This window comes from Kitasatospora sp. NPDC036934, from assembly GCF_055608425.1.
The window spans coordinates 133,022-149,994 of record NZ_JBVJQR010000014.1; the positions used below are offsets into that span (position 1 = coordinate 133,022).

Sequence of the window (16,973 nt, forward strand, 5' to 3'; positions counted from 1 at the left end):
GCGTGGGGAGGCGGCCGGCGAGGGGTCAGGAGAGCCGTCGCGCCAGCGGCACCTTGGAGCGGGTGAGCAGCGCCGCGAGCAGCCCCGCCACCACCGGCAGCACCAGCACCACCAGCAGCAGCTCGCCCCAGGGTGCGGCCAGCAGCATCGGCTTCGAACCGAACCCGCTGGCCCGGGACTTCAGCAGCCCCACGGCCGGGATGAAGCCGTTGGCCGCCCCGAGCACCGCCCCGAGCAGGGCGATAAGCGCGCACTGGAGGCCCGCCATGGTCCGGCGGATCCGCGGCGGGGCGCCGACGGCGGCCAGGGTGGACTGATCCTGCCGGGAGTCGGCGGCGGCGAGCCCGGTGGCGATCCCGGCGGCGCCGAGCACCACGAGTCCGGCGAAGCCCGTGAGCGCCAGGGTGAGGGCGTCGCCCTTCGACTGGTAGCCGCGTTCGACGTCCAGCTCCGAGTAGTGGTCCAGCTGGGCGGCGGCGGCCGCGGCCCGCTGCTGGGCCTTGCGGTCGGGCGGGGTGGCCGGACGCCACACCGAACCCTGGGGGGCCGAGGAGATGCCGAGCTTGGCCAGCGCGGTGGTCGGCACCAGGCCCTGGGCGAAGCGGGCGGCGTCCGGGCTGTCGACCAGCACCGCGTCGACCGGGATCTCCTGGAGGTCGGGCTTGGGGATCTGCCCGGGCTGAAGCGGTCCGCCGCCGCCCCCGCGCAGCTCCATCACGACCTTGCCGTCGGCGCCGATCAGCGACCGGTCGAAGACCAGCATCTTCCCTGCGGCCAGGGCCTGTTCGGCAGCCTGGTCCCGTATGTCGAAGAGGTTGTGCAGCACGGTCGCGTCGCCGGTGGCCAGGTGCGGGACGGCGGTGAGCGTGCGCCAGTTCGGGGTGCCCTTGAGCTGGACGGCGCTGGAGCAGTTGTCACAGAAGCGGTAGACCGCCTGGCCGAGGTCGGCGCGCGGCCCGAGCCCGGTGAGCTGCTTCTCAACCTCGATCGGCAGCTGTGCGGCCTGCGGCCCCTCGCTGTGGGCGATCAGCTGGACGGCGCCGTACGGGGCCTCCGGCCGGTAGTCGCGCCGGTTCTCGGCGTCGGTGCTGGTGCTGTACACCCCGATGGCGACGGCCCCGGCGACGGCGGCCATCACCGCGGCCACGGCCGGTGCGGTGCGGGAGCGGTTGCGCGCGGAGTCCCGCAGGGCCAGCCGGGGGCCGAGCGGCAGTCGTCCGGCGAGCCGGCCGAACAGGGCGACCAGCACCGGCGTGCAGGCGAGCAGGCCGAGTTCGGCGGTGACCGAGCCGCCCAGCACGGTGAGGGTGCGGGTGTCGTAGGTGCTCACCACGGGCAGGCCGCGCTGCACCGCGCCGGCGCCGTACATCGCGATCGCGCCGCCGCCGAGGATCAGCACCACGCCGACCACGGTGACCAGGCGGTTGGGTGCCTGGACGGTGTCCCGCCCGGTGAGGCCGGCGGTGACGCTGCGCCGGGCGGCCTGCCAGGCCGGCAGCGCGGCCGCGAGCAGCGCGGTGAGCAGGCCGATCCCGGCGATCGCCAGCAGGTCCAGCGGGGGCAGGGCGAAGTGTCCGAAGCGTGCTCCGCCGACCTCCTCGATCACCGGCCGCAGCCAGGCGACCAGGCCGGTGCCGACCGTCACGCCGAGCGCCGCGCCGGCCAGGCCGAGCACGAGGCCGCCGCCGAGCACCACCGCGCCGATGTGGGTGCGCCGGCCGCCGGCGGCGCCGAGCAGCGCGAGCTGGCGGCGGGAGCGGCGGGCGCCGACCGCGAAGGCGGGCCCGGCGAGCAGGGCGACCTCCAGCAGCGCCATCCCGGTCACGGTCGCGACCACGACCTTGGTGCTGTTGCCGCTGGCCGGGTCGTGGTAGGTGGTGGAGTCCCGGAAGTAGGGGACGGCCCGGTACGGCGGCGGGTCGAGCGCGACCGAGCGCGCGGTCAGGGTGTAGCCGTGGGCGTTGAACTGCTGGACCTTGGCCCAGTCGAGGGCGGCCCCGCCCGGCAGGTGCACCAGCCAGGCGGCGTGCCCGCTCGCGGGCCGGTCGGCGGAGGCCTGCCCGGGCTTGGCCGCAGCGGCCAGCGGGTCGAGCAACTCGCCCGGCCTGGCCACGAGTTCGACCCGGCCGAGGTCGCCCGGGTGCTCCACCACACCGGTGATGGTGAAGGTGGTCCCGTCCAGCCCCTGGACGGTGGTGGTGCCGCCGAGCGGGAGCCCGGAGTTGTCCAGGAAGGCCTGGGTGACGGCCACTTCGCGCGGGGCGCCGGGGGCGCGGCCCTTGACCAGGTCGAGCCGGCCGTGCCAGACCGGGTCGCCCAGGTCGGCCTCGGTGGTGAGGGTGCGGACCAGTCCCTCGGGGGAGGTCGCGCCGGTCTCCGGGCCCGGCCGGGCCGGGGTGAGTGCGCTGCCGGGCGGCAGCAGCGAGCCGACCAGGGTGGCCGGATCGGTGCCGGCGGCCTTCAGCTGTTCGGGCGTGGGCTGCTGCCCCGGGCGGGGCTGGACGGCGAAGGCGCCGTCCTCGGCGATCGGGGCCTGTTCGACCGTCTGGCCCGGGTTGAGCGCGGTGACCAGCGCGTCCGCGCCGCCCACCACCCGCTCGACCCGTTCGGCCGGGGAGAGTTGTCCGCTGCGGTGGACCACGTCGGCGCCGGTGACGCCGAGTACGGGCAGCGCGATCATCGCCAGGATCAGGGCGCTGCGGCCCTTGGCGCGCAGGGCGTCGCGCCGGGCGATCCGCAGCGCGATCTTCCATGCTCCGAGCCTCATCGCGTCACCTCGCCCAGTGCGTGGGGCCGGTGGACGGCCGCCTGGCAGCCGCCGGAGCGGCGCCCGGTGCTCTCCGAGGCGACCGCGCCGTCCCGCAGGTGGACCACCCGGTCGGCCCAACTGGCGTGGGAGGCCTCGTGGGTGACCATCATGGCGGCGGCGCCGGCGTCGCAGCGGGCGCGCAGCACGGCGAGCACGGCGTCACCGGTGGCGGAGTCCAGTGCCCCGGTGGGTTCGTCGGCGAGGACGAGTCGGCGCTCGCCGATCAGGGCGCGGGCGATGGCGACGCGCTGCTGCTGGCCGCCGGACATGTCGTCGGGGAAGCGGTCGGCGAGTTCGCCGATGCCGAGTTCCTCCAGGGCTGCCAGGGCCTCGCGGCGGGCGGTGCGGCCGGAGACGCCGTCGAGTTCGCGCGGCAGGGCGATGTTCTCGGCGGCGGTGAGCGCCGGGATCAGGTTGTAGTCCTGGAAGACGTACCCGACGGAGCGCCGCCGCAGATCGGCGAGCTTGCCCTTGCTCAGGCCGCCGAGGGTCACGCCCTCGACCAGTACCTGGCCCTCGCTGGGCAGGTCCAGCCCGCCGGCCAGGGTGAGCAGGGTCGACTTGCCGGAGCCGGAGGGCCCCATCACGGCGACGAACTCGCCGGCGTGGACGGTCAGGTCGACCGCGCGCAGGGCGTGGACCTCGGCGGCGCCGCGCCCGTGCACCCGGGAGACCCCGGCCAGCTGCAGGACGGGCGCGGGCCGGCTCGGATCGATGTGGGACACAGTTCCCCCTCGTGAGCTGTTCAGCTGCATATGTCGGTGAACTATATATGCCGGTAGAGGATGCGCAAGCCCTCGCGGGTTTGGTCAAGGTTCTACAAAGCTGTCGAAGGTCGGCCGAAAAGGTGACTCCGGGTGGCCGGGCCGGTCTATGCTTTGGGAGGTTTGAAAAGGCACCTCGTTCGGTGAGGCGTCTTCACGGACACAGGCCACTGACCCGACGACGTCGAGAGACGCCCAGGTTCAGGACAGGTCTTCCCGAGTTAAGGGTTGACCCCAAGTGGCTTCCGGCCGATCCGGCTGGACACGCCGTGGAGTGCCAAAGCTCTGACGAGTTGGGGTGTACCGGTCCTCGAAGGCCGGTGTGCTCCTTGCCGTGTCGCGATGCGGCGCACAGACGGTGCGCCCCCGACCGGGAGGAGGCGAGAGACATGGACTGCGATAGTCCGGGCCACAGTAGCCCCTACCCCCGCATGCTCTCGAACACCTCCGGCACGCGGTAACCAACTTTCCCTGCGCGTTCACCCGGCGCTTCGTCGTGCGCTCAAGCACGCCTCGACGCAAGGCGCCTGACGCATCGTCATGCCCGCACGGCCGCCGCCGCTCAGCGTCGCCGTACGGAGTCGATGCCGTGCGCCCGCAGGGAGGTTCGCTGCTGCGTGCCCCCTGACACCCCCTCAAGGAAGGGGGAGGGAGGCCCCGCCATGACCAACGTGATGCTGGACCCGAACGTCTCCACGGTCCCCACCGGCCCCACTGCCGCCGCTCCGGACGCCGCCCGGTCCGCCGTCCTGGACGACGCCCACCTCGGCGACATCAAGGGTGCGCTCGGCACCATTCGACTCGACGACACCACCCCCCGCCACGGCCTCTCCGCCCGGCTCAAGACCCTGCTGGCGATCGTCGGCCCCGGCCTGATCGTGATGGTCGGCGACAACGACGCCGGCGCCTTCTCGACGTACGGCCAGGCCGGGCAGAACTACGGCACCCAGCTGCTCTGGACGCTGCTGCTGCTCGTCCCGGTGCTGTACGTCAACCAGGAGATGGTGCTGCGGCTGGGCGCCGTCACCGGCGTCGGGCACGCCCGGCTGATCCTGGAGCGGTTCGGCAAGTTCTGGGGCGCCTTCAGCGTCATCGACCTCTTCCTGCTCAACGCGCTGACCCTGGTCACCGAGTTCATCGGCGTCACGATGGCCGCCGGGTACCTGGGCCTGCCCAAGGTCGCCTCGGTGGTGCTGGCGGCGGCGATCATCATCGCCTCGGCCTTCACCGGCTCCTTCCAGCGCTTCGAGCGGGTCGCCATCACGCTGTGCGTCGGCTCGCTGCTGCTGGTCCCGATCTACTTCCTGGTCCACCCCAGGACCTCGCAGATGGCCCACGACTTCGTGACCCCGAGCATGCCCGGCGGCGCCGGCCAGCTCGCGGCCGTCATGATGGTGATCATCTCGATCGTCGGCACCACCGTCGCCCCCTGGCAGCTGTTCTTCCAGCAGTCGTACGTCATCGACAAGCGGATCACCCCGCGTTTCATGAAGTACGAGAAGGTCGACCTGTGGATCGGCATCGCGATCGTGATCATCGGCGCGGCCGCGCTGATCGGCCTCACGGCGGCGGCCTTCGCGGGCACCGACGGCTTCGGCCAGTTCTCCGACACGGCCGCCGTCGCCAAGGGCATCGAGGCCAAGGCCGGCCACCTGGCGGGCGTCCTGTTCGCCATCGCGCTGCTGGACGCCTCGATCATCGGCGCCTTCGCCGTCTCGCTCTCCACGGCCTACGCGATCGGCGACGTCTTCGGCATCAAGCACTCGCTGCACCGGGGCGTCAAGGGCGCCAAGGGCTTCTACGCGGTCTACGCCGGCCTGGTGGCGGTCGCCGCGACCATCACCCTGCTCTCCAACGGCTACACCCAGGGCCTGATCACCCAGTTCGTCCAGGTGCTCGCCGGGGTGCTGCTGCCCTCCGCCACCGTCTTCCTGCTGCTGCTCTGCAACGACAAGGCGGTCCTCGGCCCCTGGGCCAACGGGCCGAGGACCAACGCCTTCACCTCGACGGTGGTCGGCGTGCTGGTGATGCTCTCGCTGATCCTGACCGCCTCGGTGGTCTGGCCGGGCATCAGCTCCGACGCGATCCTCTGGATCATGGGCAGCTGCGGCGTGGTGGGGGTGCTGGTCGCCGGATACTTCTTCACCGCCGGCCGCACCGGCACCAAGGAGGACCCGATCGACCGCACCGGCCGGGAGAACTGGCGGATGCCCCCGCTGGAGACCCTGGGGAAGCCGGTGATGTCCACCGCCCGCAAGGTCGGCATGGGCGCCCTGCGCGCCTACCTGCTGATCGCGATGGTCATGGTCATCATCAAGGTCGTCCAGACCGCGCTCAACCACTGAGCCGCCGAGCGGAAGCCCGTACGGACGGGTGGCGGGCGACGGCTCGCCCCCGTCCGTTCCCTTTCCCGCGGTCTCCCTGAACAGCTGAAACCGCTGAGCCGCTGAGCCGCGGAACAGCGGAACCCGTGAACCGTGAATCCGTGAATCCGTGAACCCCTGGAGGAGGTGCCGTCGTGCACACCCTGACCACCGTCGAGTTCCTGGTCCGGCTCTCCACCGGCGTCGCCTGCGGCGCGCTGATCGGCGTCGAGCGCCAGTGGCGGGCCCGGATGGCCGGCCTGCGCACCAACGCGCTGGTCGCCGCCGGCGCCACCCTGTTCGTCCTGTACAGCGAGGCGGTCGGCGACACCGGAAGCCCCACCCGGGTCGCCTCCTACGTCGTCTCCGGCATCGGCTTCCTCGGCGGTGGCGTGATCCTGCGCGACGGCGCCGGCGTACGCGGCCTCAACACCGCGGCGACGCTGTGGTGTTCGGCCGCCGTCGGGGTACTGGCCGCCTCCGGCAAGCTGGAACTGGCCGTTCTCGGCACCCTCGCCGTGCTCGCCGTGCACCTGGTGCTGCGCCCGGCCGGCCGGCTGCTCGACCGCTCCCCGCAGTCCGGCAGCGACCCGGACTCCACCTCCCGGGCCACCGTCCACCTGGAGTGCGAGCGCAAGGCCGAGACCCACATCCGGGCCCTGCTGCTCCAGGCCCTGGCCGCCTCCGGCCTCGCCCCCACCGGCCTGCGGGCCCGCCGCACCGAGCAGGGCGACGCCACCAGTCTGCGGGCCACCGTGGCGATCACCGGCCAGGTCGCCCCCGCGTTGGAGCAGGTCGTCAGCCGACTCTCGCTGGAGCCGGGCGTACGGGACCTGCACTGGCACCTGGACGACGACTCGGACGACCCGAGCGGCCCGGCACTCGCCTGAGCGCGCCGAGAGGGTAGAACGGAAGGTCCGTCAGCCGAACCTTCCGGGAGCCGCCCGATGCTGAAAGCCGACCCCGAGCACGGCCCGCTGGTGCCGATGCTGCTGGTGCTGACCCTGGTCACCGGGGTGGTGGACGCGGTCAGCTACCTCGAACTCGGGCACGTCTTCGTCGCCAACATGACCGGCAACGTGGTCTTCCTCGGCTTCGCCCTGGCCGGCGCCCCCGGACTGTCCGCCACCGCCTCACTGGCCGCCCTCGCCGCCTTCCTGCTCGGCGCCCTGGCCGGCGGCCACCTCGCCCGGCACCTGCCCGGCCACGGGGGCCGACTGTTGACCGTCGCCGTCGCCGCCCAGGCGGTGCTCCTCGCGGGGAGCACCGTCCTGGCGGCGGCGGCCGGCCACGGCTCCGAACCCGCCCGCTACACCCTGATCGGCCTGCTCGCCCTCGCCATGGGCGGCCAGAACGCGGTGGTCCGCTCGCTGAAGGTCCCGGACCTCACCACCACCGTGCTCACCATGACCATCACCGCCCTCGCCGCCGACCGCACCGGCCCCCGCCGGGTCGCCTCGGCCGGCTGGATGTTCGCAGGCGCGCTCCTCGGCGCCGCCCTGGTTCTCCACGCCACGGTCACCGTCGCCCTGGCCCTGGCGCTCGTCCTCCTGGTCGCCGTCGCCATCCTGACCCACCACGCCGCCAGTCCCACCCCGGCCCCGAGCTGGACGGAACGCCGCTGAGGCTTGTTCCGAGGGTCTGGGCCGGGGGCGTCCGCCCTTCCGCTCCGCCCGCGCCGGTCACTCCGCTCCGCCCGCGCCGGTCACTCCGCTCCGCCAGCGCCGGTCACTCCTCCCGGCGGTGCCCCGCGCGGCCGCTCCAGAGCGGTTCGAGGCGGGCCCAGCCGGCGGTCCAGTCCTCCTCTGCCCGGCGGTCGAGGGCCTGGAGGCGCAGTCGCAGGGCGAGGGTGAGCAGGGCGGCGAGGGTGAGCAGGGCGCCGGCGCCGGTGCAGGCGGCGGAGACGGCGAGGGCAGTGCGGTTGACCGGGGGAGCGGTGGCGTTGCCGGCCGGGTCGACCCAGACCGGGACGACGCTGCCGGCGACGGCCGAGGTCGGGGCCTCGACGGTGCCGGTGTGCGGGGTGGCGCCGGGGTAGCTCCAAGTGGCCCGGACGTCGGCCCGGTTGCCGTAGCCGCCGGAGAACCGGCTGCCGGAGTGGCTGGCGTGGTCGGCGGCGGCCGTCACCACGGCGTCGATCCGGTGCAGCCGCGCGTTGTCGGCGGCGGCCTGCGGTGCGGTGGCGCGGTAGAGCAGCAGCGCGCCACCGGCGGAGAGGGCGGCGGCCAGCAGTCCGCCGAGGAGGGTGAGCAGCCAGGCGCGGGCGCGGGAGCGGTCGAGGGAGCGGGCCAACGGTTCGTGCCGGGCTCCGAAGGCCCGCCGCAGCTGACGGCCGGTTCGCCGCGGGAGCGACGCGCGCCGGGCCGGGCGGGGTGCGCTGGACACGCTGGGGCCTCCTCAGGGACGCGGGCGCGTACGGGGTTTCGTCACCCAATCTCCACCCGACCGCCCCCCTCGCACAAGAGTGGGTCACGCTTCCGGTGCCGGGGGCCCCCGTCGGCCGGGACGTTCGGCCCTCGGCAGCGGCGCTCCGGCGGGGCAGGCTGGAGTCCGGCCGCGCCCTCCGTGCCTGGGTGCGGCTCCGGGCCGGTGACCGTGGGGGTGCCGGACCGTGGTGCGGAGCGGGAGGCGGTCGTACGGCCGTCTCCCGCCCGCCCCTGCACACGAGTTGACGTCTCACCAGGTCAGCGGCGTATTCCCGCCAGATATACACTCGGTGTATATCCCTGGTGTATGGTCCTCCTCATGAGTGTTCCTTTGACCCTCCTCGGACTGCTGGAGCGGGAGCCGAGCCACGGCTACGACCTCAAGCGTGACTACGACTCCTTCTTCGGCCGGGGAAAGCCCCTGCCGTACGGCCAGGTCTACGCGACCCTCGGCCGACTGGCCCGCGACGGCAAGGTGATGGCCGGTGAGGCCGAGCCCGGTGACGGGCCCGAGCGCAAGCGCTACGTCATCACCGAGACCGGGGCGACCGAGTTCGAGACCTGGCTCCAGGAGCCGGTCGCGCCCGAACCCACCCTGCAGTCCGTGCTGTTCACCAAGGTGGTGCTGGCCCTGCTGCTGGGCCGCGACGCCGAGCTGTACCTGGACACCCAGCGGGCCGCCCACCTGCGCCGGATGCGCGAACTCACCGAACTGCGCCGCTCCGGCCCGCTGGTGGACGCCCTGCTCGCCGACCACGGACTGTTCCACCTGGAGGCCGACCTGCGCTGGATCGACCTGACCGTCGCCCGGCTCGACGCCCTGGCCGCGGAGGTGCGCGCATGACCACCGTCATCGAGGCCCGCGACATCGCCCTCGCCTTCGGCGAGACGCCCGCGCTGCGCGGAGCGAGCCTGTCCGTCGAGGCCGGCGAGGTGCTCGCCATCATGGGCCCAAGCGGCTCGGGCAAGTCGACCTTACTGCACTGCCTGGCCGGCATCCTGGTGCCCGACGCGGGCGAGGTGCTGTTCAACGGGCAGCGCCTGGACACCATGGCCGAGTCCCGGCGCAGTGCCCTGCGCCGGGACAAGTTCGGCTTCGTCTTCCAGTTCGGTCAGCTGGTACCGGAGTTGACGGCAGAGGAGAACGTGGCCCTGCCGCTGCTGCTGAACGGTGTCCGCCGGGGCGCCGCCCTGGCCCGGGCCCGGCCCTGGTTCGCCCGGCTCGGCCTGGACGGCCTGGAGCGGCGCCGTTCCGGCGAGTTGTCCGGCGGACAGGCCCAACGCGTGGCACTGGCGCGGGGGTTGGTGGCCCGCCCGGAGGTGCTGTTCGCCGACGAGCCGACCGGCGCGCTGGACTCGCTGACCGGCGAGCAGGTGATGGAACTGATGGTCTCCTCGGCCCGGGAACAGGGCACCACCGTCATCCTGGTCACCCACGAACCGCGGGTCGCCGCCTACGCCGACCGCGAGGCGATCGTCCGCGACGGCCAGGCCCGTACCCTCTCCACCGGATCGGTGGCCCCGTGATCGTCTTCTCGCTCCGACTGGCCGTCAGCGGCGGCCGGGAGGCCGTGGCCCGGCTGCTGATGATCGCGGCGGCGGTCGCGATCGGGGTCGGGCTGCTGCTGTCCACGTTCGCCGGCATGAACGCGATCGACCGCGCCAACGCGCGGCAGCTCTGGATGAACACCGGCGTCAAGGGCGCCACGGCCGCCGCCCCGGCCGACCCGCTCTGGTGGGGCGCCCGGATGGACTACTACCGGGGCAAGACCGTCTTCCGGGCCGAGCTCGCACCGACCGGTCCCACCTCGCCCGTGGTTCCGGGGCTGAGCAAGCTGCCGGCCCCGGGCGAGTACTACGCCTCGCCCGCGCTGGAGAAGCTGCTGAGCGACTCCCCGGCCGTGGAACTCGGCGACCGCTTCCCCGGACGGCTCGTCGGCACCCTCGGCGACGACGCGCTGCCCTCCCCGGACACCCTCGCGGTGGTGATCGGCCGCACCGCCGACGAGGTCAAGGTGCTGCCGAGGGCCCACACCGTCACCAGCATCGCCACCGTGCTGCCCACCGACTGCGCGTACGACTGCTACGGCGGGGGCGTGCACGGCGACCGGATGGTCCTGCTGCTCACCGTGGTGGCCGCCGCGATGATCTTCCCGGTGCTGATCTTCATCGGCACCGCGACCCGGCTGTCCGCCGCCACCCGGGAGCAGCGCTACGCCGCGATGCGCCTGGTGGGTGCGACGCCCGGCCAGGTGTCGGTGATCTCGGCGGTGGAGTCCACGGTGGCCGCGCTGATCGGCACGGCCGTCGGCTTCGGCCTGTACTCCGCGCTGAAGCCGGTGGTGGCCGACGTGCCGTTCACCGGCGACCGCTTCTTCGCCGCCGACCTCGGCCTGACCCTGCCGCAGGTGGCCGGGGTAGTGCTGGGCGTGCCGCTGGCGGCCGCGCTCGCCGCCCGGTTCGCGCTGCGCCGGGTCACCATCTCGCCGCTCGGGGTCTCCCGCCGGGTCACCCCGAAGCCGCCGAGCCCCTGGCGGCTGGCACCCCTGGTGGCCGGCCTGGCCGAGCTCGGCTACGTCGTCGGCAACCACCCGAAGACCACCGACGGGCAGTCGCTGGCCTACCTGAGCGGCTTCGTGCTGGTGATGCTCGGCCTGGTGATCGCCGGCCCCTGGCTCACCCTGACGACCGCCCGGGCGGTGGCCCGGCGGACCAGCCGGCCGGCCTCGCTGATCGCGATGCGCCGCCTCTCGGACGACCCCCGGGCGGGCTTCCGCTCGGTCGCCGGACTGGTGCTGGCGCTGTTCGTGACCACCGGCACCCTGGGCATCATGGGCACCATCAACGCCAACCAGGGCACGCTGAACGGCGCCCCCTCGGTGCGCAAGGCGATCGTGGCCACCCCGTTCGGCAACCGGGAGGACGCGTCGGCCCTGCCCGCGGTGCCCGACGGCGTGCTGACGCGGGCCCGCGCCGTCCCCGGGTTCCGCGGGATCGCCCTGGTGCACGACAACCCGGCCGGGGCCGGCGCGTACCAGCGGGGCGAGCGCCGGTTCGTGCCCAGCCTGGTGAGCTGCGCGGACCTCGCCCAGACCCCCGTGGTCGGCCACTGCGCCCCCGGCGCCGCCGTCGCGGCGGTCGACCCGTACCAGTTCGTCGACCTGCTGGACGCCTCCCAGCACGAGTGGCCGGCCGCAGGGATCTCCGCGCAGGAGGTGGCCGGGCTCCCGGTGCGGATGCTCTACGCGACCACCGACGGCTCCGAGTCGGCCAAGGAACAGCTGCGGACCCTGTTCGTGAAGGAGTTCCCGACCTACGAGCCGCGGTTGGCCGAGGACTGGTCCTCCGAGGGGCAGAAGAAGCTCCAGAGCTGGCGGCAGCTGGCGAACGTGGTGCTGCTGACCACCCTGCCGATCGCCGGATGCAGCCTCGCGGTCAGCGTGGTGGCCGGGCTCTCCGACCGCCGACGGCCGTTCGCGATGCTGCGGCTGACCGGCGCGCCTCTGCGGCTGCTGCGCCGGGTGGTGGGGCTGGAGAGTGCGCTGCCGCTGCTGGTGGTCTCGGCGCTCGCGATCGGGACGGGCTTCGCCGCGGCGGCGATGTTCCTCAGGTCGCAGATGGGCTACGGCCTGGTCCCGCCGGACCTCGGCTACTACGGGCTGACCGGCTTCGGCCTGGCCGCCTCGCTGGGCATCATCGCCTCCACCCTGCCGCTGCTGCGGCGGATCACCGGGCCGGAGGCGGCCCGCAACGGCTGAGTCCCGCAACGGCTCAGTCCTGTAGCGGAGCCGACCACCCCGTCGCCCGTGGATCCGTCGCGCGGATCAGCGGGCGACGGGGTAACTGTCCGTCCCGTCCCGCCGTACGCCGTCCAGCCCGGACAGCCAGCTGCCGAGCACCAGCGCGGACGGGTAGAACATCGGCTCGGGCAGCGCGTCCACCGGGAAGCGCTCCCAGCCGGCGCAGGCATGCGGCTCGGTGACCAGCGCTTCGGCCAGGCTCGGCGGCGCCAGCACGGCGGCGGTCAGCCGGGGCCGACCGAGCTCGTGGTCCAGGTGCACGGCGAGCACCCGCATCCCGGCCTCGGGCAGCACGATCCCGGTCTCCTCGGCGAGTTCGCGGGCCGCCGTCCGCTCGAAGGACTCGCCCGGGTCGACCTTTCCGCCGGGCAGGCTCCAGGTCGGCGGCTCACCGGCCGTGATGCGGCGGCCGAGCAGCACCCGGCCGTCCCCGGTGGGCACGACGATCCCGGCGCCGAGCAGCGGTGCGGTGGTCAACTCGGGTTCTCCTTGGGGCTGGTGGTGCCGTGGACGGTTACCAGTTGGCGCGCTCGTAGTCCTTGAGGAAGCAGCCGTAGAGGTCCTCGCCCGCCTCACCGCGCACGATCGGGTCGTACACCCGGGCCGCGCCGTCGACCAGGTCGAGCGGGGCGTGGAAGCCCTCGTCGGCGAGGCGCATCTTGTCCGGGTGCGGCCGCTCGTCGGTGATCCAGCCGGTGTCGACGGCGGTCATCAGGATGCCGTCGGACTCGAACATCTCCTGCGCGCTGGTGCGGGTGAGCATGTTCAGCGCGGCCTTGGCCATGTTGGTGTGCGGGTGGCCGGCGCCCTTGTAGCCGCGGTGGAACACGCCCTCCATCGCGGAGACGTTGACCACGTACTTGCGGCGGGACGCGGACGCGGCCATCGCCGGACGCAGCCGGCTGATCAGGATGAACGGCGCGGTGGAGTTGCAGAGCTGGACCTCCAGCAGCTCCACCGGGCCGACCTCGCTGACGGTCTGCACCCAGCTGTTGGTGGGCGCGAGGTCGGGCACCAGGCCGCCGGCGTCGATCGCGGTGCCGGCCTCGATCCGGGCCGGGGTGGCGGAGCCGGTGACCAGGGCGAGCGAGGTGACGTCCTCGGCGGCCAGCCGCTGCCCGCCGTCGCTCGCCTGGTGGGGGAGGGCGGGCAGGTCGACGCTGCCGCTGTTGAACCGGCCGATGGTGGTGGACTGGGGCAGCTCGCCGGCTGGCAGCGGGGCGCCCTCGGCATTGACCAGCTCGCGGTAGGACTCCGCCGGGCGGCGGACGGTCTGCGCGGCGTTGTTGATCAGGATGTCCAGCGGGCCGTCGGCGGCGACCTCGTCCGCGAGGGCCATCACCTGGGCCGGGTCGCGCAGGTCGATGCCGATGATCTTGAGGCGGTGGATCCACTCGGCGCTGTCCGGCATCGCCGTGAAGCGGCGGATCGCGTCGTTGGGGAAGCGGGTGGTGATGGTGGTGTGGGCGCCGTCGCGCAGCAGCATCAGCGCGATGTACATCCCGATCTTGGCCCGGCCGCCGGTCAGCAGCGCGCGCTTGCCGGTGAGGTCGGCCCGGGCGTCCCGGCGGGAGCGGTTCAGGACGGCGCACTTCTGGCACAGGTTGTGGTAGAAGGCGTCGACCTCGACGTAGCGGGTCTTGCAGGTGTAGCAGGAGCGCGGCCGCTCCAGGATGCCGGCGATCTCGGTGGTGGTGACGGTGGTCAGGCCGAAGGCGCCGGCCGTCTCGTCGTCGATCCGGGACGGCGCGCCGGTGGCCGTGCGGGCGGTGACCTCGCGGTCGTTGGCCGTCTTGCGGGCCCGGGTCTCCTGGCGTCGGCGCTGCTTGAGGGTCCGGAATATGCCGCCGACGGCCTGGCGGACGGTGATCGCGTCCGGGTGGTCGACGTGCAGCCCGTCGAGCTCGGCGAGCACCTCCAGGCAGAGCTTCAGCCGCTCGGGGTCGAGACCAGGACCGTAGTCGATCTCCTCCTCGCCTAGACCCTGCTCGATGTCCGTCTGCTCGATGCTCACGCCTGGTGCCGCTTTCCCACTCGCCTCGCCGTTACCGCCTGAATGCTACGGGAGCGGCGCCGGCCGGGGCGAAAGCCGGAGCAGGGGTCGGGGTCTTGGAGGATCGCACATGTCTACGCGCGGAGCATTGATCATGGTTTGTTTACACCCCCAGCAATGCTCCTCGAACTGGCATTTGCCCCCGCTCTCACGGAGAATCGAATGCTGGGTGCCGGGCGCCCGAGTGCGCCCCGGCGGCATCGCCGCAACCGCACCCGAGGTGTACCTTCCCCCAGCCGGAGAGCCCCCCTTCATGCGCTTCCTGAACGACCTCAAGCCCTCGTACGACCTGACGTACGACGACGTCTTCATGGTCCCCAGCCGTTCCTCCGTGGGCTCCCGGCAGGCCGTCGACCTCTCCTCGAACGACGGCACCGGCACCACCATCCCGCTGGTGGTCGCCAACATGACCGCCATCGCCGGCCGCCGGATGGCCGAGACCGTCGCCCGCCGCGGCGGCCTGGTCGCCATCCCCCAGGACATCCCCACCGAGGTCATCGCCGACGTCATCTCCTGGGTCAAGCAGCGCCACCTGGTGGTCGACACCGCGATCACCCTGGCCCCCGGCGCCACCGTCGCCGAGGCCCTCTCGCTGCTGCCCAAGCGCGCCCACGGCGCCCTCGTGGTGGTCGAGGACGGCAAGCCCGTCGGCGTCGTCACCGAGTCCGACTGCCAGGGCGTCGACCGTTTCACCGGCCTCGCCGACATCATGTCCCGCGACCTGCTGCTGCTGGACGAGGGCACCGACCCGCGCACCGCCTTCGACAAGCTCACCGAGGCCCACCGCAAGCTCGCCCCGGTCGTCGACGGTGAGGGCAAGCTGGTCGGCCTGCTCACCCGTAGGAACGCGCTGCGCGCCACCCTGTACACCCCGGCCGTGGATGCGAACGGCAAGCTGCGGATCGCCGCCACCGTCGGCATCAACGGCGATGTCGCGGGCAAGGCCAAGGCGTTGATCGACGCCGGCGCCGACGTGCTCGTCGTCGACACCGCGCACGGCCACCAGGAGAGCATGATCAGCGCCCTGCGCGCGGTGCGCGGCCTGGACCCGCGGATCCCGATCGTGGCCGGCAACGTGGTCTCCGCCGCCGGCGTGCGCGACCTGGTCGAGGCGGGCGCGGACATCCTCAAGGTCGGTGTCGGCCCTGGCGCCATGTGCACCACCCGGATGATGACCGGCGTCGGCCGCCCGCAGTTCTCCGCCGTCCTGGAATGCGCCGCCGAGGCCCGTCGGCTCGGCAAGCACGTCTGGGCCGACGGCGGTGTGCGCCACCCGCGCGACGTCGCCATGGCGCTGGCCGCCGGCGCCTCCAACGTGATGATCGGCTCCTGGTTCGCGGGCACCTACGAGTCCCCGGGCGACCTCCAGACCGCCGCCGACGGCCGCCAGTACAAGGAGAGCTTCGGCATGGCCTCGGCCCGCGCCGTCAGCAACCGCACCGCCCAGGACTCCTCCTACGACCGGGCCCGCAAGGCGCTGTTCGAGGAGGGCATCTCGCACTCCCGGATGTTCCTCGACCCGGCCCGCCCGGGCGTGGAGGACCTGATCGACTCGATCGTGGCCGGTGTGCGCAGCTCCTGCACCTACGCGGGCGCCAACACCCTGGAGGAGTTCCACGAGAAGGCGATCGTGGGCATCCAGAGCGCGGCCGGCTACGCCGAGGGCAAGCCGCTGCACTCCAGCTGGGCCTGATCAGGCACAGCACGCGTCCGTACCGTCGGCCGTCCGGACCCCCGTCGCGGGGGGCCGGGGGGCCGCGGCCGTCTCCGGGGTGCCGTTCCGGGGGTGCCCGGGCTGGCTCTGGTGGCCGTCGTGACTCTGGTGACCTTGGTGACTTTGGTGGCCACCGTGGCTGTGGTGGGCGCCGTGGTCGCACTGGACGCGGTGGTCGCAATGGACGCGGTGATCGCTGCGGCTCTCGTAGGGCACCAGCGGGAGCAGCAGGGCGTGGCCGAGCAGCCCGACCGACCCGTCCAGTGCCGCGTCGAAGGCCCGGGTGGCGGACGGGAGCGCGCGCAGCTCCCAGAGCGCCTGGACGGCGGACCAGGCTCCCTCCCGGGCGGCCTCGACCGACCAGGTGCCGAGCAGGTGGGCGAGCGGACCGGTGTGGTTGAGGTGACCGGCGGGGGTGGGCGGCCCGGTGGGGGCGGGCGGCCCGGCGTGGGGGAACGGGCCGGCGCACTCCGGCAGCTCGGGCCCGGGCAGCAGCTGCTCCCGGGCGACCGCCTCGACCTCGGCCAGCACCCCGTTGATCCGGTGGTAGTCCCGCTCGACCTCGGCGGGCGTGCAACCCCGGCGGCGGCAGAGGTCCACCACCGCCAGCGGCAGGTCGTGCTGGATGTGGGCGTTCATCCCGGCCAGCGCGAACTGCAACGGGTGCACGCCCGGGTGGGCGCGCAGCGCGAACAGCGGCCGCCAGCAGGCGGGCGGCTCCTGCCCCGCCGCGTCGCTGTCCACGGCCAGCAGGTACCGCCCGGCGAACACCGCGTCCAGCTCGGCCATCGCCGGCGGATCGGCGAAGTACCCGTCCGCCAGCCGGTCGCGGACCGCCTCGGTGACGGTGAGGTAGAGCCGGTTGAAGACCGCGACCCCGTCGGAGAGCGGCAGGGCCGCCGCGATCTCCCGCAGCCGGCCGACCACCTCCTCGACCGTCGCCGGCGTACGGGCCGTAACCGTAGGGGCAGTTGCTGTTCCGGGCATGTGCCACCTTCCGATGCCGATCGTGCACTGATCGCATCATCGTGGCAGTGTGGAGTG

The 16,973-nt window shown here is 73.3% G+C and carries 13 protein-coding genes and 1 riboswitch; of the genes, 7 read left to right on the forward strand and 6 right to left on the reverse strand.

Annotation, left to right across the window (positions count from 1 at the left end; all coding sequences use genetic code 11):
• Positions 1-25 precede the first annotated feature (25 nt).
• Positions 26-2,767, reverse strand: a complete 2,742-nt coding sequence (locus ACZ7BZ_RS22595) for an FtsX-like permease family protein (RefSeq protein WP_470359855.1) — start codon at positions 2,765-2,767, stop codon at positions 26-28.
• Positions 2,764-3,525 carry an ABC transporter ATP-binding protein gene (locus tag ACZ7BZ_RS22600; protein WP_380457606.1) on the reverse strand — a complete coding sequence of 254 codons (762 nt, stop codon included), beginning with the start codon at positions 3,523-3,525 and terminating at the stop codon, positions 2,764-2,766. The genes ACZ7BZ_RS22595 and ACZ7BZ_RS22600 overlap by 4 nt, the downstream gene beginning before the upstream one ends.
• Positions 3,526-3,701: 176 nt before the next feature.
• A riboswitch (M-box (ykoK) riboswitch) is annotated at positions 3,702-3,878 on the forward strand.
• 357 nt (positions 3,879-4,235) lie between these two features.
• Between ACZ7BZ_RS22600 and ACZ7BZ_RS22605 the strand changes: the two genes are divergently transcribed.
• The 3 genes from ACZ7BZ_RS22605 to ACZ7BZ_RS22615 all read left to right on the forward strand — a co-directional run bounded on the left by ACZ7BZ_RS22605 (position 4,236) and on the right by ACZ7BZ_RS22615 (position 7,561).
• A complete protein-coding gene (locus ACZ7BZ_RS22605) occupies positions 4,236-5,918 on the forward strand; it encodes an NRAMP family divalent metal transporter (protein ID WP_470359856.1) in 1,683 nt (560 codons plus the stop codon).
• Between the two features lie 173 nt (positions 5,919-6,091).
• On the forward strand, positions 6,092-6,826 hold the full coding sequence (locus tag ACZ7BZ_RS22610; protein WP_470359857.1) for an MgtC/SapB family protein: 735 nt from the start codon (positions 6,092-6,094) through the stop codon (positions 6,824-6,826).
• 57 nt (positions 6,827-6,883) lie between these two features.
• On the forward strand, positions 6,884-7,561 hold the full coding sequence (locus ACZ7BZ_RS22615; protein WP_470359858.1) for a YoaK family protein: 678 nt from the start codon (positions 6,884-6,886) through the stop codon (positions 7,559-7,561).
• Positions 7,562-7,664: 103 nt separating this feature from the next.
• On the opposite strand, the gene ACZ7BZ_RS22620 is transcribed toward ACZ7BZ_RS22615, so the two are convergent.
• Positions 7,665-8,321, reverse strand: coding sequence for an Rv1733c family protein (locus ACZ7BZ_RS22620; protein ID WP_470359859.1), 657 nt, complete (start codon positions 8,319-8,321; stop codon positions 7,665-7,667).
• Positions 8,322-8,681: 360 nt separating this feature from the next.
• Here ACZ7BZ_RS22620 and ACZ7BZ_RS22625 point away from each other — a divergent pair, with 360 nt between their 5' ends.
• The 3 genes from ACZ7BZ_RS22625 to ACZ7BZ_RS22635 are packed head-to-tail and all read left to right on the forward strand — an operon-like array spanning position 8,682 to position 12,120.
• A complete protein-coding gene (locus ACZ7BZ_RS22625) occupies positions 8,682-9,206 on the forward strand; it encodes a PadR family transcriptional regulator (protein WP_380457495.1) in 525 nt (174 codons plus the stop codon).
• The gene (locus ACZ7BZ_RS22630) at positions 9,203-9,889 is read left to right on the forward strand and encodes an ABC transporter ATP-binding protein (protein WP_470359860.1); all 687 of its coding nucleotides are present in this window, start codon (positions 9,203-9,205) and stop codon (positions 9,887-9,889) included. The genes ACZ7BZ_RS22625 and ACZ7BZ_RS22630 overlap by 4 nt, the downstream gene beginning before the upstream one ends.
• Positions 9,886-12,120 (forward strand): FtsX-like permease family protein, encoded by a 2,235-nt coding sequence (locus ACZ7BZ_RS22635; protein ID WP_470359861.1) that lies wholly within the window; start codon positions 9,886-9,888, stop codon positions 12,118-12,120. Before ACZ7BZ_RS22630 ends, ACZ7BZ_RS22635 begins: the two co-directional genes overlap by 4 nt.
• A 66-nt stretch (positions 12,121-12,186) precedes the next feature.
• Here the strand turns inward: ACZ7BZ_RS22635 and ACZ7BZ_RS22640 are convergent, their stop codons facing one another.
• Positions 12,187-12,639 carry a nucleotide triphosphate diphosphatase NUDT15 gene (locus ACZ7BZ_RS22640; protein WP_470359862.1) on the reverse strand — a complete coding sequence of 151 codons (453 nt, stop codon included), beginning with the start codon at positions 12,637-12,639 and terminating at the stop codon, positions 12,187-12,189.
• A 37-nt stretch (positions 12,640-12,676) separates the two neighbouring features.
• Complete coding sequence (locus tag ACZ7BZ_RS22645) at positions 12,677-14,176, reverse strand: SDR family NAD(P)-dependent oxidoreductase (RefSeq protein ID WP_470359863.1); 1,500 nt, start codon at positions 14,174-14,176, stop codon at positions 12,677-12,679.
• 292 nt (positions 14,177-14,468) lie between these two features.
• On the opposite strand from ACZ7BZ_RS22645, the gene ACZ7BZ_RS22650 reads away from it, so the two are divergent.
• The gene (locus tag ACZ7BZ_RS22650) at positions 14,469-15,908 is read left to right on the forward strand and encodes a GuaB1 family IMP dehydrogenase-related protein (RefSeq protein WP_380457510.1); all 1,440 of its coding nucleotides are present in this window, start codon (positions 14,469-14,471) and stop codon (positions 15,906-15,908) included.
• Here the strand turns inward: ACZ7BZ_RS22650 and ACZ7BZ_RS22655 are convergent, their stop codons facing one another.
• Positions 15,909-16,916 (reverse strand): DUF5995 family protein, encoded by a 1,008-nt coding sequence (locus ACZ7BZ_RS22655; RefSeq protein ID WP_470359864.1) that lies wholly within the window; start codon positions 16,914-16,916, stop codon positions 15,909-15,911.
• Positions 16,917-16,973: the final 57 nt, after the last annotated feature.

Coding starts and splice junctions, on each gene's coding strand:
- ACZ7BZ_RS22595 (WP_470359855.1), bottom strand. CDS start 2,767: ATGAGGCTCGGAGCATGGAAGATCGCGCTGCGGATCGCCCGGCGCGAC.
- ACZ7BZ_RS22605 (WP_470359856.1), top strand. CDS start 4,236: ATGACCAACGTGATGCTGGACCCGAACGTCTCCACGGTCCCCACCGGC.
- ACZ7BZ_RS22615 (WP_470359858.1), top strand. CDS start 6,884: ATGCTGAAAGCCGACCCCGAGCACGGCCCGCTGGTGCCGATGCTGCTG.
- ACZ7BZ_RS22625 (WP_380457495.1), top strand. CDS start 8,682: ATGAGTGTTCCTTTGACCCTCCTCGGACTGCTGGAGCGGGAGCCGAGC.
- ACZ7BZ_RS22630 (WP_470359860.1), top strand. CDS start 9,203: ATGACCACCGTCATCGAGGCCCGCGACATCGCCCTCGCCTTCGGCGAG.
- ACZ7BZ_RS22650 (WP_380457510.1), top strand. CDS start 14,469: ATGCGCTTCCTGAACGACCTCAAGCCCTCGTACGACCTGACGTACGAC.
- ACZ7BZ_RS22655 (WP_470359864.1), bottom strand. CDS start 16,916: ATGCCCGGAACAGCAACTGCCCCTACGGTTACGGCCCGTACGCCGGCG.